Below are 18,717 nucleotides of genomic sequence, written 5' to 3'. Positions count from 1 at the left end.
ATGCGGATCCGGATCGATTACTCGACGACCTATGCCTATGACCGCGCCGCGCGGTTCATCATCCAGACCCTGCGCCTGACGCCCCGGTCCAGCGAGGCGCAGCAGGTGCGGCACTGGGCGGTGGAGACGGACGTGGACGCCCGCCTGCGCCGGACCGAGGACGCCTTCGGCAATGTGGTCCACGCCCTCTATACGGAACAGCCGACGCAGAGCCTGACCGTCCGGGTGACGGGCGAGGTTGTTACAGCCAATACGGCGGGCGTGATTCCGCCGGATCAGGAGACCCTGTCGCCGCTGGTCTTCCTGCGGGATACGTCGCTGACGAAGCGCGACAAGCTGATCTCGGTGTTCGCCTCGGAGTTCGTGGCCCATCCGCCGCTGGACCGGATGCACCGGCTGATGGCGGCGATCCACGGCTCGGTGGCCTTCGAGGTCGGCGTCACGACCCCGACGAACACTGCGTCCGAGGTGCTGGCTCTCGGCCGGGGGGTCTGTCAGGACCACGCCCACGTCTTCATCGCCTGCGCCCGGCAAATGGGCGTGCCGGCCCGCTACGTCTCAGGCCATCTGGCCCGGCGCGACGGGGAGGATCAGGAGGCGGCGCACGCCTGGGCCGAGGCTTGGGTCGAGGGGCTGGGCTGGGTCGGCTTCGACGTCGCCAACGGCATCTGCCCGACCGAACGCTATGTCCGGGTCGCCACCGGCCTGGACTACCTCGGAGCCGCGCCGGTGCGGGGGGCCAGCTATGGCGGGGGCGGGGAGCGGCTGGCCGTGCGCCTGAGCGTGCGTGATGCCGACATGCAACAGAGCCAGCAACAGGCGTGAGCGCGGCATTGGCGATCAAGGGAATCTGCTAGGGTCTCCGCTTCGGGACGGCAGCCGGAGTGGCGCTTTTCAGATGACCTACTGCGTCGGCATGCTGGTCGAGGATGGTCTGGCGATGATCGCCGACACCCGCACGAACGCGGGTGTCGACAACATCTCGTCCTACCGCAAGCTCCATGTCGTGGATCGGCCGGGCGAGCGTGTGCTGGCGGTCGCGACGGCGGGCAATCTGTCGGTGACCCAGACGGCGCTGGCCATGGCCCGCGAGGGCGTGCACCTGAATGTGGGCGAGGAGCTGGAGACGCTGGAGACGGCGACCTCCATGTTCCGCTGCGCCCAGCTGCTGGGCCATGCCCTGCGTAGCGTGCGCCAGTCGATCGCTCCGGGGCTTGAAGCCGACAGCCTCAATACCTCGGCTTCGATGCTGCTGGGCGGCCAGATCGCCGGCGGGCCGATGCAGTTGTTCCTGATCTACAGCCAGGGCAACTTCATCGAGTGCGGAACGGATACGCCCTTCCTGCAGATCGGCGAGGCCAAGTACGGCAAGCCCATTCTGGTCAGTGGGCTGCGGTCCACCACGCCCCTGGCCGAGGCGGTGAAGCTGGGGCTGATCTCCTTCTCGACCACCATGCGCAGCAATGTCGGGGTCGGGGCGCCGTTCGACCTTATCACCCTGCGTCGCGACATGATCAGCGGCGACGAGCGCCGTATCGAGGCTGACGATCCCTATTTCACCGACCTGCACGACCGCTGGACCCGGGCCCAGGCCCAGGCGAGGACCGCCATGCCGGAGCCGCCGTGGATGTTGCCCGGCATGCCGATGGCGGCGAACGGCGGTTGACGCCACGGGAGCCTTGCGCCCCGGATAAGGCCAAGCCTAGCGTTACCTATGGCCGCCTTTGACACTCCGTCCATCCCCGGCGATTTCGCCTTCTTCGAGCCCAAGCGCGTGCGCTGGTCCGAGGTCGACATGCAGGGCGTGGTCTTCAACCCGAACTATCTGGTCTACGCCGACGTCGCGATGACGGAATACATGCGGGCGATCGGCCTGCCGGGCGCCGAGGGGCTGGCGACGCTGGGCATCGACATGTTCGCGGCGGGGGCGAAGGTCGACTTCCGCGCCTCGGCCCGGTTCGACGACATGCTGCGCATGGGAGCCCGCATTGAGCGGTTCGGTCGGACCTCCTTCCAGCCGCGGGTCGGCATCTTCCGGGGCGACGAGCTGCTGGCGGACGTGGGCCTGACCTATGTCTGCGTGGCGCTGGGGGACGGGCGCTCGACCGTGCCGGTCCCGCAGGCCTTCATCGATGCGGCCGCGGCGATGGATGGGCGCTGAGGGCTGGACGGGTTGGCCGGCGAAGGCCAGTCTCCCTGCCATGAAGCACCGTCTCAGCCGTCGTCACACCCTCGCACTTATCGGCGGAGCCTCAGCGGCCTTCGTGCCCGGAGGCATCCGTGCATTCGCCGGGCAGGAGGATTTCGCCGCCCTCGGCGAGGACGTGAAGGCCGAGTTCAAATGGGCGTGGGACCACTATGTCGACCGGGCCTGGGGTCAGGACGAGATCAATCCGGTCTCGGGAACCTCGCGATCCTTCTTCATCGAGGGGCAGACGCTGGGCCTGTCGCTGGTCGAGGCGCTGGGCACCCTCTGGATCATGGAGCTGGACGAGGAATTCCAGGCCGGGATCGACTGGGTGAAGTCCAACCTGAACTTCGACATCGACGCCCATTCGCAGACCTTCGAGACCAACATCCGTCTGGTCGGCGGCCTGGTCTCGGCCCACCTGGCCAGCGGCGATCCGGTCATTCTGGAGAAGGCGAAGGATCTGGCCGACCGGCTGATGAAGGCCTTCGACGCCTCGCCGCACGGCCTGCCGTATCGCTACGTGAACCTGCGCACAGGCGCGGTCCGGGACCCCGAGACCAACTTGGCCGAGATCGGCACTTATGCCGCCGAGTTCGGCGTGCTTGGCCAGCTGGTCGGCGACGACCGCTATTACGCCGCCGCCAAGCGGGCGATGAAGCATGCGCTGGACCGGCGCTCCAGCCTGGGCCTGATGGCCGCCAACATCCATGCCGAGACCGGCGAGTTCATCAGTCGGAACGCCTCGGTCGATGTCTATGCCGACAGCTTCTACGAATATCTGTGGGATAGCTGGGACCTGTTCGGCGACGCCGAGATGAAAACCTGGGCCGAGGAGTGCGTCGACAGCATCATCCGGCATCAGGGCAAGCGGTACGAGGGCCTGATCTGGTACCCGATGGTCGACTACGAGACCGGAGAGGTGACCGGGCCGTCGCAGACCGTGCTGGGGGCCTACCTCGCCGGGTTGATGGGGCAGGTGGGGCGCAAGGCCGAGGGGGATGACTTCCTGGCCACCTACACGACGATGCAGGAGCGGTTCACGATCATCCCGGAATCGACCGACGTGCGCACCGCCACGCCACGCGGCCTGCGGACCGGCCTGCGACCCGAGTACGCCGACGCCTGTCTGAACCTGTGGCAGGGCGACCGGAACGAGCGCTATCGCGAGCTGACCGCCATCCACTGGCGCAACATGAAGGCGACCTCGAAGGCACAATACGGCTTCACCTCGCTGGCCGACATCTCGACCCGGCCGATGGGGCAGGGCGACAACTGCCCCGGCTACTGGTGGTCCGAGCAGATGAAATACTACTACCTGATGTTCGCGAAGCCGCGCCGGGTCGATCTGGACCGGCTGGCCCTGAGCACCGAGGCGAGCATCCTGCGGGGTTACGTCCGCTGATCCGAAGTGTCCGGTTGTCCTCGAATTTGCGGGACACTTTCGGACACTTCACCGATCACTGAAGTGTCCATGTGACCGTGAATTCGCGGGACACTTCAGGACACTTCGCCTGTCGATGTTGAAGCGCGCTGACGATGTCAAAGACCGGACCGACGCATCAGAGCATGATGATGCGTCAAATCCTGTCGTATCGTCGCCGGGGTTCGTCGATTACTGGCCATACGCGCTCATCGAGTACGGCCTTGCCCCCGCGTTCGTGCCCCAGACCATGTTCGGCTCGACGCCCATCACGAAGTGCAGCGTGCCGCCGGCCTGGATCTCGTCGTGGCCGATCCAGGTGCGGTCCAGCGGGCGGCCATTCAGGGTGACGGACTGGACGTAGAGGTTGGCGTCGGTCAGCCCCTCGGTGGTGATGGTGAAGCGGCGACCGTTGGGCAGGTTCAGGGTCGTGCGGTCGGTGAACGGGCGGCCGATGACGTACTGGTTCGAGCCCGGCGTGACGGGATAGAAGCCCATCGCCGTGAACATCAGCCAGGCCGACATCTGGCCGACGTCGTCATTACCGGCGAGGCCCGCGGGGCCGGAGTGGTACTGGCTGTCGACGATCTGCTTCAGCCGGGCCTGCGTCCGCCACGGGGCTCCGGCGTAGACATAGGCATAGGCCGAGTGGTGGCTGGGCTCGTTGCCGTGGATGTACTGGCCGATCAGGCCGGCGATGTCCTCGGCGTGGGAATAGTCCAGCCCGGTGTTGTCGAAGTCGAACATGGCGTCGAGCTTGGCGACTGTGGCTTCGTCCCCGCCCATGGCGGTAACCAGCCCGGCCATATCCTGCGGCACGAACCACGAGTACTGCCAGGCGTTGCCCTCGGTGTAGTCCGAGCCGTAGTTGATCGCGGTCGGGTCGAACGGCTCGCGGAATGTGCCGTCAGCCTTGCGGGCGCGGACGAAGCGGGTCCCGGCGTCCCACGTGTTGCGCCAGTTGCCGGCGCGGCGGTCGAACTGGGCGGCGATCTCGGTGTGGCCCATGCGCTCGGCCATGCGGGCGATGGTCCAGTCGTCATAGGCGTACTCGACCGTCTTGGACGCCGCCTCCGGCTCCCGATCGATCGGCACGAAGCCGAGATCCATGTAGTCGCCCAGACCGCCGTAGGGGCGGTAGGTGGCGCTGGCGATCATGGCGGCCATGGCCGCCTCGCTGTCGATGCCGTGGATGCCCTTCAGGTACGCGTCCGCGATCACCGGCACCGCGTGGTAGCCGATCATGGTCCAGGTCTCCTGACCGTGGAACGACCAGACCGGCAGGATGCCGTAGGGGCTGACCTGCTGGGCCGCGATCAGGGAGTTGATCATGTCGGCGTTGCGGGTGTCTGGCTGGATCAGCGTCAGCAGGGGATGCTGGGCGCGGAAGGTGTCCCACAGGCTGAAGGTCGAGTGGACGGTGAAGTCCGACTGGTGAACCGCATTGTCAGGCCCGCGCCAGCGTCCGTCGATATCGCCATGCACCGAGGGCGCGATCAGGGAGTGGTACAGGGCTGTGTAGAGGCTGGTGCGCATCTCGGGCGCGGCGTCGATCTCGACGGCGCCCAGCGCCTCTTCCCACGCGGTGCGGGTGCGGGCGCGCACGCCGTTGAAGTCGAAGTCGCCGCCCTCGCTTTCCAGATTGCGGATGGCTCCGGTCTCGTCGACGGACGAGATGGCGACCTTGACCAGCAGAGGTCCGGCGATGTTGCCGAAATCGAAGGCGCCCTCCAGCGCGCGGCCCTGCACCTGGGCGCGGTCGTCCATGGCGCGGCCCGGCTGGCGGAAGCCGTTGTAGGGGATGTTCTCCTCGCGGTTCTGCAACTGGTAGCCGACCATCGGGCGGGAGAAGCGCATGGCGAAATACAGCTGGCGGCCTGGCGCCCAGCCGCGGGTTTCGCGGAAGCCGGTCACGGTGCCGTCCGGATGCACCCGGATGCGCGACCAAAGGACCTTGCCCGGATAGTCGTAGATGGAAGGGCGGAAGTCGAGCAGGACGCGGGCAGGGGCGCCGCGCGGGAAGCTGTAGCGATGCAGGCCGACGCGGACGCCCGCGGTCAGCTCGGCCCGGATGCCGGCGTCGGTCAGGGTGACCGCGTAGTATCCCGGCTCGGCGATCTCGGACGCCTTGGTATAGGCCGAGCGGTATCCCGAGGCCGGGTCGGTCGCGTCGCCCGGATCCCACTGCACCTCGCCCGAGATCGGGACGATCAGCACATCGCCCAGGTCCGAATGGCCGGTGCCCGAGAAATGGGTGTGGGAGAAACCCATGATGGTCGGGTCGTCGTAGCGATAGCCCGAGGCCCAGTCGTAGGACTGGCGGAAGAAGCGGAAGTCGGTGTCGGGGCTGAGCTGCACCATGCCGAAGGGCGCGACCGCTCCGGGGAAGGTATGGCCCTTGCCGGCCGTGCCGATGAAGGGATCGACGGCGTCATAGGCCGAGACCTGCGCGGGCGCGGCCTCCTGCGCCGTCGCGCATCCCGCCAGAGCCATCGCCAGAACCGCCGCCAGCCCGATCCGCCGCATGCCGAAACCCTCCGCCCTGTGATATGGCCGAAACTAGGCAGGTTGGGGCGGGGAGGGAAGGTCGATGGTGGACGGGACCGGGGGATCGATCAGACATTCCGTCGTCGCCGAGCCGGCGTCCGGAGACACCTTGCTGGCGGGTTATGCCGCGGACGGGGGCTTCACCGACGGCTATCGCATCGACGTGGTCGGCGATGTCGACCTGGAGCGGTTCGTCGCGGCCTTCTACACCACGCCGCTGTTCCGTCTGGAGCGGTTCGTGCTGGCGCTGATCGGGAAGGCCTCGACGGATGCGCAGGTCGCGGCCCTGGCTCGCGGGGAGGCGGATGTCTTCGCCGCCTGGACGGTCGAGGGGCGGCGCGGGGACGAGCTGCTGATGTGCGACTTCCAGGGGCGGACGCGGTCGTGGTTCAAGGCAGAGCCAGCCCCTGACGGCGGAACGCGGCTCCGGTTCGGCTCCGCCATCGTTCCCGAGCGGGGCGCCGACGGCCGCAAGCGATTGGGCGGGGTGTTCCGCGCCTTGCTGGGCTTTCACAGGCTGTACTCGATCGCGCTTCTGGGCGCGGCTGCGAGACGTCTGCGCTGGAGGAAAACGAAGAGGACGATGGTGGGTGATGTAGGGTTCGAACCTACGACCCGCTGATTAAGAGTCAGCTGCTCTACCAACTGAGCTAATCACCCGGACCGATCGTCGTTCGCGCAACAGAACCGTTACCGGTGTCGGCGAGGGGGCGGAGATAGAGGCAAGGCTGGCGGAACGCAAGCGGCTTTTCCGTGTCCGTTTCGGTTTGTCGCAGGAGGGTCTAGGGTCTCGGCGGAATCAGCCGCGGCAAAGCGGCGAGGGGGAGACGCGACATGGCCTTCTGGAACCGCCGGCGATCGATCGACGCGATGCTGGCCCCGCACGACGGGCCGGCGCTGAAGAAGACGCTAAGCTGGCCGCATCTGATGGCGCTGGGCGTCGGCGCCATCGTCGGCACCGGCATTCTGACCCTGATCGGCGTGGGCGCCGGTCTGGCCGGGCCGGCGGTGCTGATCAGCTTCGCCCTGGCCGGTCTGGTCTGCGCCTGCGCGGCGCTGGCCTATGCCGAGCTGTCGACCATGATGCCCGCCTCGGGCAGCGCCTATACCTATTCCTATGCCGTGCTGGGCGAGGCGATCGCCTGGATCGTCGGCTGGAGCCTGATCCTCGAGTATTCACTGGTCGTGTCGGCCGTCGCCGTCGGCTGGTCCGGATATGCGGTCGGCTTCATGAACGGTCTGGGCTGGGCTCTGCCGGAGGCGCTGACCGTCGGGCCGCACGTCGCGGGCGGGATCATCAATCTGCCGGCGGTCTTCATCATCGCCGTGGTGACCGGCCTGCTGCTGCTGGGCACACGCGAGAGCGCTACGCTGAACGCCATTCTGGTGCTGGTGAAGCTGACGGCGCTGGTGCTGTTCGTGGTGCTGGCCCTGCCGGCTTATGACCAGGCCAACTTCACGCCCTTCATGCCCAACGGCTTCGGCGCGCCCTTCGTCCAGACGGGGGTGATGGCGGCGGCGGCGATCATCTTCTTCGCCTTCTACGGCTTCGACGCCATCTCGACCGCGGCCGAGGAAACCAAGAATCCGGGCCGCGACCTGTCGATCGGCATCGTTGGCTCCATGGTCATCTGTACGGCCCTGTATCTGATCGTGGCGGCCGCCGCGATCGGCGCCCGTCCGGTCGCCAGCTTCGCCGAAAGCCCCGAGCCGCTGGCCCTGATCCTGCGCGATCTGGGGCAGGGGACGGCGGCCCAGTGGCTGGGCGCCTCGGCGGTCATCGCCCTGCCGACCGTGCTGCTGGCCTTCCTGTTCGGCCAGAGCCGCATCTTCCTGGGCATGGCCCGCGACGGCCTGCTGCCGCGTTCGCTGGCGAAGATCTCCAGCCGCGGCGTGCCGGCGGTGGTGACCATCTTCACCGCCATCGTGGTGGCGGTGCTGGCGGGGATCATGCGTCTGGACGAACTGGCCTCGCTGGCCAACGCCGGGACGCTGGCGGCCTTCTTCGCCGTGGGCCTGAGCCTCGTGGTCCTGCGCGTGCGCGATCCGAACCGGCCGCGCGTCTTCCGGGCCCCGCTGTGGTGGCTGGTCGGGGCGATCACCATGGTCGGCTGCGTGGTCTTCTTCCTGAGTCTGCGCACCTCGACCCAGCTGTGGTTCCTGGCGTGGAACGGCGTCGGCCTGCTGGTCTATCTGGTCTGGTCGTCGCGGAACTCGCGTCTGGCCAAGGGCGAGGAGCCGGAGGGCTGATGGCGCGCAGGGACCTGTCCGGCGCCGTCGACTTCGGCGTGCTGGAGAGCATGACCGGCGGCGGCGACGCCATCTCGGACGAGGTCCTGGGCCTTTTCGCCCAGCAGGCGGCGATGTGGGAGCCGATGCTCGACGTGCGCGAGGAGGGCTGGCGCGACGCCGCCCATACGATCCGCGGCGCGGCGGCGGGGATCGGCGCGGGCGGGCTGGCGGAAGCCTGTCAGGCGGCTGAAGTGGCGGAGAAGGCCGATGCGCCGCCGCTGCTGGAGCGGGTGCGCGACGCGCTGGAGATCGCGCTCAGCGACGTGGCGGCGTACCGGCACGAGCTGATGTTGAGAAGTCTGAAGGGGTAGGGCGGCTGGCGCCCCTCCACCATGCTTCGCATGGTCCCCTCCCCCCAAGGGGGAGGAACTTCAGACGCGGGTCTTGTCCCAGACGCTGAACTCATGCGCGATGCAGCGGTCGATCAGGGTGCGCCAGACGGGCTCGGCGATGTCGGGCGACAGGCCGGCGGGCGCGGCCGCCGCGAGCACCTTGGCCACCACATCCTCGATGCGGGCGTCGTCGTGCACCACGTCGCGGCTCGGCTTGATGCGGGCGGCGGCGTGCATGTAGCGCTGACGTTCGGCCAGCAGGGTAACCAAGGCGCGGTCCAGCGCGTCCACGCCGTGGCGGACTTCGGCCATGCTCAGGCATTCCTCGGGGGCGACGCGGGCGTCGATGGCCACGATGGTGGGGGACTCAACCGACAAAGGCGCGCTCCAGCACATAGTCGCCGGGCTCGGCGTTCGAGCCCTCCTTGAGGCCATAGGTCTCGAGCAGTTCGCCCGTTTCCTTGATCATGGCCATCGAGCCGCACAGCATGATGCGGTCGCTGTTCGGCGAGAAACCGATGGGCAGTTGCAGGTCGGCGAAGATGTCGCCCGACCTGATCCGGTCTGTGATCCGGCCCGGCGTCTCGAACTTCTCGCGCGTCACGGTCGGATAGTAGGTCAGCTGGGCCTTCGCCTCGTCGCCGACCAGCGGGTCCTCGTGGATGCCCGAGGTGAAGAAGTCGCGGTAGGCGAGGTCGGCCACATTGCGCACCGTGTGGCAGACGATGACCTGGCCGAAGCGGCTGTAGGTGTCCGGATCGCGGGCGACCGACAGCCACGGGGCCAGACCCGTTCCCGTGCCGATCAGCCACAGGCGCTCGCCGCCGGTCAGGGCGTCCAGCACCAGGGTCCCGGTCGGCTTCCTGCCCATCAGGACCGTGTCGCCGACCTGGATCTTCTGCAGGCGCGAGGTCAGGGGACCGTCCGGCACCTTGATCGAGAAGAACTCAAGCTCCTCGTCCCAGCTCGGGCTGGCGATCGAATAGGCGCGCAGCACCGGCTTGCCGCCATCCTCGCCTGGCAGGCCGATCATCACGAACTCGCCCGAGCGGAACCGGAAGTCCTCGGGGCGGCGGATGCGGAAGCTGAACAGCTGGTCGGTCCAGTGATGGACGGACAGCACCTCCAGTTCGTGGAAGGGGCTGGCTTTCACCGGAGGGGGAGATACGGCGGCGTCGGTCATTTGCGCCCTAACTAGGATGTTGGGGGGCGAAGGGAAAGGCGCGGCAACGTCGCCGGCCGGATTCGGGGTGACGAGGGGGGAATCCGTCGTTAGCGTCGCCGCCATGCGCAATATCCTTCTCGCCTCCACCCTGTTCGTCGCGGCGATGTCGCCGTTCTCCGCCGCTCTCGCCCAGGACGTCGGCACGCCCGCGCCGGCCGAGGCGGCCGCCCCGGCGCCCAGCGCCCTGCTGACGCCCGAGCGGGTGTTCGCGAACCCGTCGCTGGCCGGACCGGTGGCGCGGGGCGTGACCCTGTCGCCGGACGGCGAGCTGGTCGCCTTCCTGCGCTCGCGCGAGGACGACGTGGATGTGCTGGACCTGTGGGCCGCACCGACGGGGGAGGGCGAGCCCTTCAAGCTGATCGACGCCCGAGCTCTGGTTCCGGACGCCGGTGAGCTGTCGGAGGCCGAGAAGGCCCGGCGCGAGCGCATGCGCATCAGCCAGCGCGGCGTGGTCGAATATTCGTGGGACGAGCAGGGACGTTACATCCTCGCTCCGCTGGAAGGCGACATCTTCCTGGCCGAACGGGAGGGCGGAAACGTCCGCCGCCTGACCGAGACCGAGGCTGACGAGATCGACGCCAAGGTCTCGCCCGAAGGCAATTTCGTCTCCTGGGTCCGCGATCAGGATCTGGTCGTCTACGACCTGTCGACCAACCGCGAGACGGCCATCACCGACGAGGGCGAAGGCCTGATCACCTGGGCGACCGCCGAGTTCATCGCACAGGAAGAGCTGGACCGCGATACCGGCTACTGGTGGAGCCCGAACGAGCGCTACATCGCCCTGCAGCGGACCGACGAGAGCACTGTCGACATTATCCCGCGTCTGGATATCACCGGCGGCGGCGCCGCCACGGTGGAGCAGCGCTACCCGCGCGCCGGCCGTCCCAATGCGGTGGTCGAGCTGTATGTCCACGACCGCGAGCGCGGCCGTCGGGTGAAGGTCGATCTGGGCGCTGACGCCGACATTTATCTGGGCCGGGTGAACTGGTCGACGGACGGGGCGACCCTCTATGTCCAACGCCTGTCACGCGACCAGAAGACGCTGGACCTGCTGAGCGTCGATCCGGCGACCGGGAACAGCCGTGTGATCCTGACCCAGCGCTCGGACGCCTGGGTACCGTTGACCCACGACTTCAAGGCGCTGAAGGACGGCAACTTCATCTGGTCGACCGAGGAGACGGGCTGGCGTCACCTGTACCTCTACGACCGCGACGGCGAGATGATCCGTCCGATCACCTACGGCCCGTGGGCGGTGAAGAGCCTGAACGGGGTCAACCAGGACACGGGCGAGGTCTTCTTTACGGCCTCGTTCGAGTACGCCGCGCGTCCGGAAGGCGTCAGCGGCGGGCACAGCCTGTGCGTCTTCCCCGGCGATCGTCAGGCCATGTGCGATCCGCAGGCCGAAGAGCCGACGACCCAGCGCCTGTGGCGCGGTTCGCTGAACGAGACGGCCTCGCGCTTCACCCCGGTGACATCGGGCGACGGCTGGTGGTCGGCGTCGATGAACGGGCCGGGCACGGCCTTCGTCGGCAACTATTCGGACCTGAACACCCCGCCACAGTCGGGCCTGTACCGCGCCGACGGAACCCTGATCCGCTGGATCGAGGAAAACCGCCTGAACGAGAGCCACCCCTACTTCCCCTACGCTTCGCGTCGGGGCGAGGTGACATACGGCACGCTGGAGAGCCACGGCGAGACGCTGGTCTGGCAGATGACCACGCCGCCGGGCTTCGACCCGTCGCAGACCTGGCCGGTGGTCATGCAGGTGTACGGCGGCCCGTCGGGCGGCGGCGTGCGCAAGTCGTGGCAGTCGTCGACCAACCAGCTGCTGACCGAGGCCGGCTATGTCGTCTTCCGCCTCGACAACCGTGGCGAGGGTGACCGCTCGGCTGCCTTCAAGCAGGCCCTGTATCTGAAGATGGGCCAGCCTGAGGTCGAGGACCAGGTTCTGGCCGCCAACTATCTGAGAACCCTCCCGTTCGTGGATGACGACCGCATCGCCATGATGGGCTGGTCCTATGGCGGCTTCATGAGCCTGATGGCCATCACCGAGCCGGAGATGGGTCTGGCGTCGGCCATCTCGGGCGCTCCGCCGACCGAGTGGGGTCTGTACGACACCGGCTATACCGAACGGTACATGTCGACGCCGGAAGCGAACCGCGAAGGCTATGCCGCCTCGGACGTCATTCCGCGCCTGCCGAACATGACCGGCCGTCTGCTGCTGATGCACGGCATGGCGGACGACAATGTGATCTTCGAGAACACCACGCGCGTGCTGAACGCCCTGCAGGAGGCCAGCATCCCGTTCGAGACCATGCTGTATCCGGGCCAGCGCCACGGCATCCGGGGCAACCCGCGCCAGCTGCACCAGTGGCGGACCTATCTGGACTTCCTGGACCGCACCATCGGGTCGCGGGCTCCGGCGTCGGAGCTGGCCGGACAGGACTGACGGATATCGCATCGTGAGGGGGTGTCGATGCTGAAGCGGATGAACGGGTGGATGAGGGACGCGGCTTCGGGCGCGCTCCTGCTGGGGCTTTCGGCCTGTGCGGCGGCCAATGCCGACGGAAGCTGGACGCTGCCGGGGGAGGATGGCGGTTCGATCTTCCAGCCGCCGACCGTCTCCGAAATCGTGCTCGGCCACTATCCGGCGCGCAGCGCCATCGCCGGCTCCGTCGCGATCGCTCTCAGCGAGGGGACGGCCTACGACCAGCCGCTGGCGTCGGTCATCGCCGTGAACCCGGCCCTGCTGGCCGACGAGCCGGTCGCGATCCGCCCAGGGGCGCTGAGCGGCGTCCCCATCCTGCTTAAGGACAATATCGAGACCGCCGACATGCCGACGACGGCGGGATCGCTGGCGCTGGAGAACAATGCGCCGGGGCGTGACGCGCCGATCGTGGGCCGTCTGCGCAACGCCGGCGCGGTCATGCTGGGCAAGGCCAATCTGTCCGAATGGGCCAACATCCGTTCGTCACAGTCCATCAGCGGCTGGAGCGCCGTCGGCGGGCAGGCGCGCAATCCGTATGATCTGGACCGCACGCCCTGCGGATCGTCCTCAGGCAGCGCCGTGGCTGTCGCCATCGGTCTGGCTCCGGCGGCGATCGGCACCGAGACCGACGGCTCGATCACCTGTCCAGCCTCGGTGAACGGCGTCGTCGGCTTCAAGCCGACCGTGGGTCTGGTCAGCCGCACCCACATCGTGCCGATCAGCCATTCGCAGGACACGGCCGGACCGATCGCCACGACGGTGCGGGATGCGGCGCTGGTGCTGTCGGTCATCGCCGGCTCGGATCCTGCCGACCCGGCGACGATCGAGGCCGATGCCCGCAAGGTCGATTACGCCGCCGGGCTGGACGCCGGCTCGCTGAGCGGGGCCCGGATCGGCGTGATGCGGTTCCTGCTGGCCGGCTATTCCGGAGAGACCCGCGCCGAGTTCGAGCGCGCGCTGCAGGCCATGCGCGACGCGGGGGCGGTGATCGTCGACATCGACGAGCCGCCGGCGAACTTCCGCCAGCTGGGCGGGTGGGAGCTGACGGTGCTGCTGACGGAGTTGAAGCATGACCTGAACGCCTATCTGGCCTCGACCGATCCGGCGCAGGTCCGCACCCGCACCCTGGCCGACGTCATCGCCTTCAACGCCGCCGAACCGCGCGAGACCGAACTGTTCGGACAGGATTTGTTCGAGCGGGCCGAGGCGACCGGAGGACTGCAGGATCCGACCTATGTCGAGGCGCGGACCAGCTCGCTGCGCGGGGCAGGGCCGGAGGGCATTGACCGGATGATGGCCGACCACGAACTGGTCGCCCTGGTCGCGCCGACGACCTCGCGCGCCTGGACGAACGATCCGGCCGATGACGACACCATGCAGGGCTCGGCCAGCCGTCTGGCGGCCATCGCCGGCTATCCGCACCTGACGGTGCCGATGGGCTTCGACCGGAGCATGCCCGTGGGCATCAGCTTCATCGCGGGCCAGTGGCAGGACGCGCAGGTGCTGTCGCTGGGCTATGCGTTCGAGCAGCGGACGATGGAGCGACGAGCTCCGACGCCGGCTCGCTAAAATCAGGTCAGCGCGGTCTGGTGGCCGGTGACGGGCACGACCTTCTTGCGGACGGCGCGCTTCTTGGCCGGCGCGTCCGGCTTGGGCAGCGCGGCGCGGCGCGCGATCTCCGTGTCGATGACGGGAATGATTTCGGAGGCGGCCAGAACCTGTCCGACAGCGCCGTGTTCGACCAGGCGGGTCGCGTTGGCGCGAAGAGTGGTCAGGTCGGCGTCGGTCATGCCGGGGATCATGTCGGCGAGCGGGGTCATGCGATCGTCCTGTCTCTGGAAGGGCCTCAGGGCCGGCGCTCGAGACGCCAGCCCTTCAGCTGATTGAAGGCGATTTCCACCACGACGCGGTCGCCCGGTTCGGGCGAACTCACAGGCATGCCGAGAGACGGCAGGGCCGTGACGACGTGGCCATTGTCCAGACGCACCCGGTATCGCCCGAGCGGCGAAGTCTTCATGACCTCGCCGTCGAACGCGATGACGCTGGACCTGAGGGCCTTGTCCTACTCCGCCGCCTTGAGGCGGCCGGCGGATTCCTTGCCGCTACGGGCGTCGCGCTCGATTTCGTAGTTGATGGTCTGGCCCTCGGACAGAACGCCCAGATCCGAGACCTCGACGGCCGAGGCGTGGACGAAGACGTCCTTGCCGCCGTCATCGGGAGCGATGAAGCCGTAGCCCTTGGTGGTGTTGTACCATTTCACAGTGCCGGTAGCCATTTGAAGACCTCCGTTAGGCGTTGACCGCAGGGAGAAGTCCCTGGTCGGCCTGTCGGGTCTGAATGGGATCGGCTTTTGGACCTCGGTGCGCGATGCAAAGGGCAGCAGCGTTACGCAAGAGATCGACGGGAGAGAGATGGGGAGGCGGCGCGCCCTTTACAAGGGGACGACCGTCTGTTGATCCGAGGTCATCATTTCGCGTCGAAACCCGAATGATAGGCGACCTCGCCTGCGACCGGATCGCCGCTCCATCGCAGCGACTGGAAATACTGCGGCGGGACGCCGGGGTAGCGGAGGGCGTGGTCACTCGTGAAGCCGAAGCGTCCATAGTAGGCGGGATCGCCCAGCACCACGCAACCGGCGGCGTCGCGGTCCTGAAGCGTGCTCAAGCCCTCGCGGACCAGCGCAGTCCCGATGCCCTTGCCCTGACGATCCGGCGCGACCGAGACCGGGCCGAGGCCGAACCAGCAGCAGTCCTCGCCGTCGATCCGGACGGGCGAAAAGGCGGCGTGGCCGACAATGGCGCCGTCCTGCTCCGCCACCAGCGAAAGGGTCAGGGCGCCGGCCTCCCGCAGAGCATCGACGATCGCGCCCTCCGTGCCGCTGGCGTGCTCGGCGCTGGCGAAGGCGGCCTCGGTCACGGCGCGGATGGCGGCGGCGTCTGCGGGGGTTTGGGGACGAATGAGCATTGAAGGACTGTCGCGCACCGGACGACCATCGTCACCTTTCTGAGGGTGGTCCAGGTTGCAATCTGCGTAGCCAGAGTTGGGTCTTGGGATTTCAACAGACCTGAAGGTCAATGACCGGCGGACGCGCACCCCGGAAGCGGACATCCCAGGCTGCCGCCAAGAGTCGAAAGCGGACGTCCGTCGTTCAGTCGAGATCGGACTTGGAGATAGTCTTTCACTCCGCTCATGCCCGCGGAGGCGGGGATCCAGCGCATGCAGTCGTTCAGCAGGGGCGTTTCGCAGCGCGCTCCGGATGGCCCGTGTCTGGCCCGACCAGCCGCACTGGATCCCCGCCTTCGCGGGGATGAGCGGAACTTGCGGGCCGACCTGTCATCTCCCTTTCCGTGGCCAAGAGAGGCGAGTGTCGTCAGGGGCAGGAGCGCCGGGGCCGGAGCTGCCCCAGAGCGTCTCCGTTTTCGTTCAGGGCGGTCAGGTTGAACGCGCTGTCGATCACCAGAAGCGTCGGCGGCTGCGTCAGGGTCGGGGGCGGCAGGCGCAGGTCGCGTCCGTAGTCGTCGTCCGCCCAGGTCCAGGTGCAGCCGCCCGCCGTGACCGTCTTCGACCAGTGCCCCTGCGCGCCCCAGGCCAGAATGAAGGGCCGGCTGGTCTCGCCCGCGGCGAGCCGAGTCGGGGCCTGGCCGATCGCGGTTTCGATCTCCGCCCCGGTGTCGTTCTTCAGCGCGATCCGGGTGCTGGGCGAGCAGGAGGTCAGGGCGCCCAGGATCAGAACGGCGACGAGGGGCAGGCGGGTGGTGGTCTTCATCCCTGCAGCCTGACCGCAGTCGCATGAGGTCTGCAACCCTCGTCCGGAAACGGCAGGATGTCTGCTGCCGGGCCCTGGATTTTCGCCGCGATGAGGTACCGGTCGCATGCCGACGTCATGGATTCAGATGCCGACGTTTTTCCTGGGTTCGGAGCGAACCCGGCGGGTCTGTTTTTCACTGGGTTGAAGTCAGGTAATCTCGGATGACCAGAGCCGGCACGTCCCACGGATCTCCGCAAGCGGACGGGGCGTACGCGCCCGATCCCATGGACCTTTACGTCGGAGCGCGCATCAAGCAGGAGCGCATCCGCAAGGACATGACGCAAGCCGTGTTGGGGAAGGCGATCGGCGTCACCTTCCAGCAGGTTCAGAAATACGAGGCCGGGGTCAATCGGGTGTCGGCGTCCATGCTGGTCGGCATCGCCCGGACATTGCGCGTCGAACCTTCCATCTTCTTCCCGGAAACCGTCGGCGGCGAACCGGGCCCGGAAGCGTCGATCCGGGCGACCGAGCCGGGGCGCGAGTTGAACGCGCTGTTCGGCCGGCTGACGAAGAGACAGCGCGACGTGATCGTCATGCTGGCCAGGGAGTTGGCCGCAAGCCGACCGGATGATTGAGGCGCGGGCCCGACCGTGACGTCTTCAGAACAGACGTCGTCGGCCCAGGGTCGCGCCGGGGGCTTCGGCTATCCGCCCGAGGTCGGGGAGCCCGGGGCAGGGCCGGCGACGTTCACCGCTCGCGGATCAGTGCAGACCCCCGTCAGTCGGCTTTGGCGGCTTCATCAGGTTCAGAGCAATCCCAACCGTCTGTGAGGACGACGCAGGTCTCGTCCGTCTCGCTTCTCAGGTGGGTGGAGACGACGAGAATGACGCCCAACAGCAGCATCAAATAGATGGGCCAGATCTTTCGGAAAGACGGGTCCCGGAGAGGCTGGCCCATGTACGGGTTTCTGGTTGGGCTTCCCTGAGGTGGGGATGGCGCCGAAGTCGCATGGGGGAGCGCCCAGTGCAGAAGCGTCAGCCCGACGAGCGTTCCGATCAGCAGAGGGCGGGGCGGCAGGCGAAGCGCCACGCCATAGTCCGCGAGCCACCGCCCCAACGCCGCCTCGGCGCTCGGCAGAAACGTTAGGGCGGTGGCCAGAAACAAGGCCCACCAGACGAGGTTCAGGCCCCACTTCAGCGGCGTCAGCACCCGTGGCTCGAGGCTCGGGGACGGTCTGTCGGACATCATCATGCAGGTTTGCGTCGCGCGGTCAGTCGAGGGGCGGGCGGCGTTCAGCGATCGCGCGGAGGTGGCGGTTCGCCTTGACCAGCTCGTGGAAGATGAAGGCCAGGGTGATCAGGATCAGGATCAGCAGGATAACCATGGCCGTGCCTCGCCAAAGAAGACGTCGACGCTACAACCCTTGCTTTACGGGGCGCAAGACGGCGAGCCGAAGGTTTCGCGTGGGAGTAGCGTGATTGCGAAAGTGGACGTATACCTGTCGCATGGAAGACGCCGTTCTTCGACGGCATGTGGGAGAGATCCATGATCGCGACGCTGGTGCTGAGCCTGAGCCTGATTCTGTCCATGCAGGACGCCGCGCCGGCGACGGCGCCGACCCCGACGGCGGGGACCGCGACCGCGAACGCGGCGGCCGAGGCGCCGGCCGAGGAAGGGCGGATCGTCTGTCGCCGCGAGGCCACGACGGGGTCGAACCGCATGCGCCGCGTGTGCGAGCGCGTGGAAGTCGCCGACCATCAGCGGGAGCAGTCGCAGCGCTGGCGCGACAACGTCGTGGACCGCATTGAGCGCGACTGCGGCAGCCACCACTGCGCCACCGGCCGGGGCGGCAACGGGGATGTGTCGGGGGGCGGCGGAGGCCAGCCCTGAGGCTGAGCGCGGCGCCCGGAGTGCGGCCGGGAAGGATCGCGGTCGCGGGCCTGACGGCGGCGCTGTTGGGCGGCTGTTTCGTCGGGCCGGTGCTGGAGGTCAGGGGCAGCACCTATGACCAGTCGCCAGCGGGGAAATACGCCGGGGCCATCTCGTCGTTCGGAGACGCCACGCCGAGGCTGGTGAGCCGGTGGTTCATCGAGAACTGTCCGGCGGGCGTCAGCGGCGGGGCACGGGCCTGCGCCATCGATCTGGGCATGACCTGTAGCGAGGGGCCGGCGCTCGACTGCCGCTATTCCGCGCAGGAGACGGTGAGGCGGCGCGACAACTACGGACCGCCGGAGGCGCGGGAGTGGCGCACGAACCGGTTCGGCTTCGCCGTGACCGGCACGGCGGACGGGCAGGACATCCAGGCCCGGGCGCTGTCCGACGCGGAGATGGGCGGAGAGGCGGAGACGCCGGATCCCGCCTCGACTACGGCGCCGTAGCGGGCGCCCACGGGGGGGCAGGACCGCGCATCGTCACTCCTCGTCGGTGAAATGGATCAAAGCAGACGGTAGCGAAGCGGCCAACCTTGGGGTGGA

At 67.9% G+C, this 18,717-nt stretch carries 20 protein-coding genes and 1 tRNA gene; 11 read left to right on the top strand and 10 right to left on the bottom strand.

The annotated features are described in order from the left end of the window. The 4 genes from ABDZ95_RS07940 (at nucleotide 1) to ABDZ95_RS07925 (ending at nucleotide 3,593) form a co-directional block, all read left to right on the top strand. Complete coding sequence (locus tag ABDZ95_RS07940; protein ID WP_343792457.1) at nucleotides 1–825, top strand: transglutaminase family protein; 825 nt, start codon at nucleotides 1–3, stop codon at nucleotides 823–825. 73 nt (nucleotides 826–898) lie between these two features. After that, the gene (locus ABDZ95_RS07935) at nucleotides 899–1,666 is read left to right on the top strand and encodes a proteasome-type protease (RefSeq protein ID WP_343792455.1); all 768 of its coding nucleotides are present in this window, start codon (nucleotides 899–901) and stop codon (nucleotides 1,664–1,666) included. A gap of 48 nt (nucleotides 1,667–1,714) precedes the next feature. Further along, nucleotides 1,715–2,161, top strand: a complete 447-nt coding sequence (locus ABDZ95_RS07930) for an acyl-CoA thioesterase (RefSeq protein ID WP_343792453.1) — start codon at nucleotides 1,715–1,717, stop codon at nucleotides 2,159–2,161. A gap of 40 nt (nucleotides 2,162–2,201) precedes the next feature. Continuing rightward, nucleotides 2,202–3,593 carry a glycoside hydrolase family 47 protein gene (locus ABDZ95_RS07925; protein WP_343792451.1) on the top strand — a complete coding sequence of 464 codons (1,392 nt, stop codon included), beginning with the start codon at nucleotides 2,202–2,204 and terminating at the stop codon, nucleotides 3,591–3,593. 210 nt (nucleotides 3,594–3,803) lie between these two features. Here ABDZ95_RS07925 and ABDZ95_RS07920 read toward each other — a convergent pair whose 3' ends face one another. Next, nucleotides 3,804–6,137, bottom strand: a complete 2,334-nt coding sequence (locus ABDZ95_RS07920) for a GH92 family glycosyl hydrolase (RefSeq protein ID WP_343792449.1) — start codon at nucleotides 6,135–6,137, stop codon at nucleotides 3,804–3,806. A 605-nt stretch (nucleotides 6,138–6,742) separates the two neighbouring features. Continuing rightward, nucleotides 6,743–6,818: transfer RNA gene (locus tag ABDZ95_RS07915), tRNA-Lys, on the bottom strand. 174 nt (nucleotides 6,819–6,992) lie between these two features. On the opposite strand from ABDZ95_RS07915, the gene ABDZ95_RS07910 reads away from it, so the two are divergent. Beyond that, a complete protein-coding gene (locus ABDZ95_RS07910; RefSeq protein WP_343792447.1) occupies nucleotides 6,993–8,408 on the top strand; it encodes an amino acid permease in 1,416 nt (471 codons plus the stop codon). Further along, nucleotides 8,408–8,761, top strand: a complete 354-nt coding sequence (locus tag ABDZ95_RS07905) for an Hpt domain-containing protein (RefSeq protein WP_343792445.1) — start codon at nucleotides 8,408–8,410, stop codon at nucleotides 8,759–8,761. Before ABDZ95_RS07910 ends, ABDZ95_RS07905 begins: the two co-directional genes overlap by 1 nt. A 60-nt stretch (nucleotides 8,762–8,821) precedes the next feature. On the opposite strand, the gene ABDZ95_RS07900 is transcribed toward ABDZ95_RS07905, so the two are convergent. Together ABDZ95_RS07900 and ABDZ95_RS07895 are read right to left on the bottom strand one after the other, a co-directional pair. Beyond that, complete coding sequence (locus ABDZ95_RS07900; protein WP_343792443.1) at nucleotides 8,822–9,178, bottom strand: chorismate mutase; 357 nt, start codon at nucleotides 9,176–9,178, stop codon at nucleotides 8,822–8,824. Next, complete coding sequence (locus ABDZ95_RS07895) at nucleotides 9,150–9,965, bottom strand: ferredoxin--NADP reductase (protein ID WP_343792441.1); 816 nt, start codon at nucleotides 9,963–9,965, stop codon at nucleotides 9,150–9,152. Before ABDZ95_RS07895 ends, ABDZ95_RS07900 begins: the two co-directional genes overlap by 29 nt. 103 nt (nucleotides 9,966–10,068) lie before the next feature. Here ABDZ95_RS07895 and ABDZ95_RS07890 point away from each other — a divergent pair, with 103 nt between their 5' ends. Then, nucleotides 10,069–12,456 (top strand): S9 family peptidase, encoded by a 2,388-nt coding sequence (locus ABDZ95_RS07890; RefSeq protein WP_343792439.1) that lies wholly within the window; start codon nucleotides 10,069–10,071, stop codon nucleotides 12,454–12,456. 51 nt (nucleotides 12,457–12,507) lie between these two features. Then, entirely contained in the window at nucleotides 12,508–14,064 is a 1,557-nt protein-coding gene (locus ABDZ95_RS07885) for an amidase (RefSeq protein WP_343792437.1), read from the top strand. Between the two features lie 2 nt (nucleotides 14,065–14,066). Here ABDZ95_RS07885 and ABDZ95_RS07880 read toward each other — a convergent pair whose 3' ends face one another. From ABDZ95_RS07880 to ABDZ95_RS07860, 5 genes are all read right to left on the bottom strand, one after another. Then, nucleotides 14,067–14,315 carry a hypothetical protein gene (locus ABDZ95_RS07880; RefSeq protein WP_343792435.1) on the bottom strand — a complete coding sequence of 83 codons (249 nt, stop codon included), beginning with the start codon at nucleotides 14,313–14,315 and terminating at the stop codon, nucleotides 14,067–14,069. Between the two features lie 26 nt (nucleotides 14,316–14,341). After that, nucleotides 14,342–14,512 carry a S1 domain-containing protein gene (locus tag ABDZ95_RS07875; RefSeq protein WP_343792433.1) on the bottom strand — a complete coding sequence of 57 codons (171 nt, stop codon included), beginning with the start codon at nucleotides 14,510–14,512 and terminating at the stop codon, nucleotides 14,342–14,344. 45 nt (nucleotides 14,513–14,557) lie between these two features. Further along, nucleotides 14,558–14,770: a cold-shock protein gene (locus tag ABDZ95_RS07870; protein ID WP_343792431.1), complete on the bottom strand. Its 213-nt coding sequence runs from the start codon at nucleotides 14,768–14,770 to the stop codon at nucleotides 14,558–14,560. A gap of 191 nt (nucleotides 14,771–14,961) precedes the next feature. Further along, nucleotides 14,962–15,459 (bottom strand): GNAT family N-acetyltransferase, encoded by a 498-nt coding sequence (locus ABDZ95_RS07865; RefSeq protein WP_343792429.1) that lies wholly within the window; start codon nucleotides 15,457–15,459, stop codon nucleotides 14,962–14,964. A 406-nt stretch (nucleotides 15,460–15,865) separates the two neighbouring features. After that, nucleotides 15,866–16,261, bottom strand: coding sequence for a hypothetical protein (locus ABDZ95_RS07860; RefSeq protein WP_343792427.1), 396 nt, complete (start codon nucleotides 16,259–16,261; stop codon nucleotides 15,866–15,868). 203 nt (nucleotides 16,262–16,464) lie between these two features. Here ABDZ95_RS07860 and ABDZ95_RS07855 point away from each other — a divergent pair, with 203 nt between their 5' ends. Beyond that, complete coding sequence (locus ABDZ95_RS07855) at nucleotides 16,465–16,878, top strand: helix-turn-helix domain-containing protein (protein ID WP_343792425.1); 414 nt, start codon at nucleotides 16,465–16,467, stop codon at nucleotides 16,876–16,878. Between the two features lie 142 nt (nucleotides 16,879–17,020). On the opposite strand, the gene ABDZ95_RS07850 is transcribed toward ABDZ95_RS07855, so the two are convergent. Next, nucleotides 17,021–17,452 carry a hypothetical protein gene (locus ABDZ95_RS07850; protein WP_343792423.1) on the bottom strand — a complete coding sequence of 144 codons (432 nt, stop codon included), beginning with the start codon at nucleotides 17,450–17,452 and terminating at the stop codon, nucleotides 17,021–17,023. Nucleotides 17,453–17,788: 336 nt separating this feature from the next. Here ABDZ95_RS07850 and ABDZ95_RS07845 point away from each other — a divergent pair, with 336 nt between their 5' ends. Further along, on the top strand, nucleotides 17,789–18,133 hold the full coding sequence (locus ABDZ95_RS07845) for a hypothetical protein (RefSeq protein WP_343792421.1): 345 nt from the start codon (nucleotides 17,789–17,791) through the stop codon (nucleotides 18,131–18,133). A gap of 20 nt (nucleotides 18,134–18,153) precedes the next feature. Then, nucleotides 18,154–18,621 (top strand): hypothetical protein, encoded by a 468-nt coding sequence (locus ABDZ95_RS07840; protein WP_343792418.1) that lies wholly within the window; start codon nucleotides 18,154–18,156, stop codon nucleotides 18,619–18,621. Nucleotides 18,622–18,717: the final 96 nt, after the last annotated feature.

The sequence above is a fragment of the Brevundimonas kwangchunensis genome (assembly GCF_039523815.1).
GTDB lineage: Bacteria > Pseudomonadota > Alphaproteobacteria > Caulobacterales > Caulobacteraceae > Brevundimonas > Brevundimonas kwangchunensis.
The sequence above is the reverse complement of the archived record's forward strand: the minus strand, read 5'-3'. Positions and strand labels throughout refer to the sequence as shown.

What these genes read in the sequence shown, in the direction of transcription:
- ABDZ95_RS07865 (WP_343792429.1), bottom strand. Translation starts at nt 15,459, where the DNA reads ATGCTCATTCGTCCCCAAACCCCCGCAGACGCCGCCGCCATCCGCGCC.
- ABDZ95_RS07870 (WP_343792431.1), bottom strand. Translation starts at nt 14,770, where the DNA reads ATGGCTACCGGCACTGTGAAATGGTACAACACCACCAAGGGCTACGGC.
- ABDZ95_RS07855 (WP_343792425.1), top strand. Translation starts at nt 16,465, where the DNA reads ATGACCAGAGCCGGCACGTCCCACGGATCTCCGCAAGCGGACGGGGCG.
- ABDZ95_RS07900 (WP_343792443.1), bottom strand. Translation starts at nt 9,178, where the DNA reads ATGTGCTGGAGCGCGCCTTTGTCGGTTGAGTCCCCCACCATCGTGGCC.
- ABDZ95_RS07875 (WP_343792433.1), bottom strand. Translation starts at nt 14,512, where the DNA reads ATGAAGACTTCGCCGCTCGGGCGATACCGGGTGCGTCTGGACAATGGC.
- ABDZ95_RS07920 (WP_343792449.1), bottom strand. Translation starts at nt 6,137, where the DNA reads ATGCGGCGGATCGGGCTGGCGGCGGTTCTGGCGATGGCTCTGGCGGGA.
- ABDZ95_RS07885 (WP_343792437.1), top strand. Translation starts at nt 12,508, where the DNA reads ATGAGGGACGCGGCTTCGGGCGCGCTCCTGCTGGGGCTTTCGGCCTGT.
- ABDZ95_RS07905 (WP_343792445.1), top strand. Translation starts at nt 8,408, where the DNA reads ATGGCGCGCAGGGACCTGTCCGGCGCCGTCGACTTCGGCGTGCTGGAG.
- ABDZ95_RS07890 (WP_343792439.1), top strand. Translation starts at nt 10,069, where the DNA reads ATGCGCAATATCCTTCTCGCCTCCACCCTGTTCGTCGCGGCGATGTCG.
- ABDZ95_RS07910 (WP_343792447.1), top strand. Translation starts at nt 6,993, where the DNA reads ATGGCCTTCTGGAACCGCCGGCGATCGATCGACGCGATGCTGGCCCCG.
- ABDZ95_RS07925 (WP_343792451.1), top strand. Translation starts at nt 2,202, where the DNA reads ATGAAGCACCGTCTCAGCCGTCGTCACACCCTCGCACTTATCGGCGGA.
- ABDZ95_RS07845 (WP_343792421.1), top strand. Translation starts at nt 17,789, where the DNA reads ATGATCGCGACGCTGGTGCTGAGCCTGAGCCTGATTCTGTCCATGCAG.
- ABDZ95_RS07895 (WP_343792441.1), bottom strand. Translation starts at nt 9,965, where the DNA reads ATGACCGACGCCGCCGTATCTCCCCCTCCGGTGAAAGCCAGCCCCTTC.
- ABDZ95_RS07940 (WP_343792457.1), top strand. Translation starts at nt 1, where the DNA reads ATGCGGATCCGGATCGATTACTCGACGACCTATGCCTATGACCGCGCC.
- ABDZ95_RS07930 (WP_343792453.1), top strand. Translation starts at nt 1,715, where the DNA reads ATGGCCGCCTTTGACACTCCGTCCATCCCCGGCGATTTCGCCTTCTTC.
- ABDZ95_RS07935 (WP_343792455.1), top strand. Translation starts at nt 899, where the DNA reads ATGACCTACTGCGTCGGCATGCTGGTCGAGGATGGTCTGGCGATGATC.
- ABDZ95_RS07880 (WP_343792435.1), bottom strand. Translation starts at nt 14,315, where the DNA reads ATGACCCCGCTCGCCGACATGATCCCCGGCATGACCGACGCCGACCTG.
- ABDZ95_RS07860 (WP_343792427.1), bottom strand. Translation starts at nt 16,261, where the DNA reads ATGAAGACCACCACCCGCCTGCCCCTCGTCGCCGTTCTGATCCTGGGC.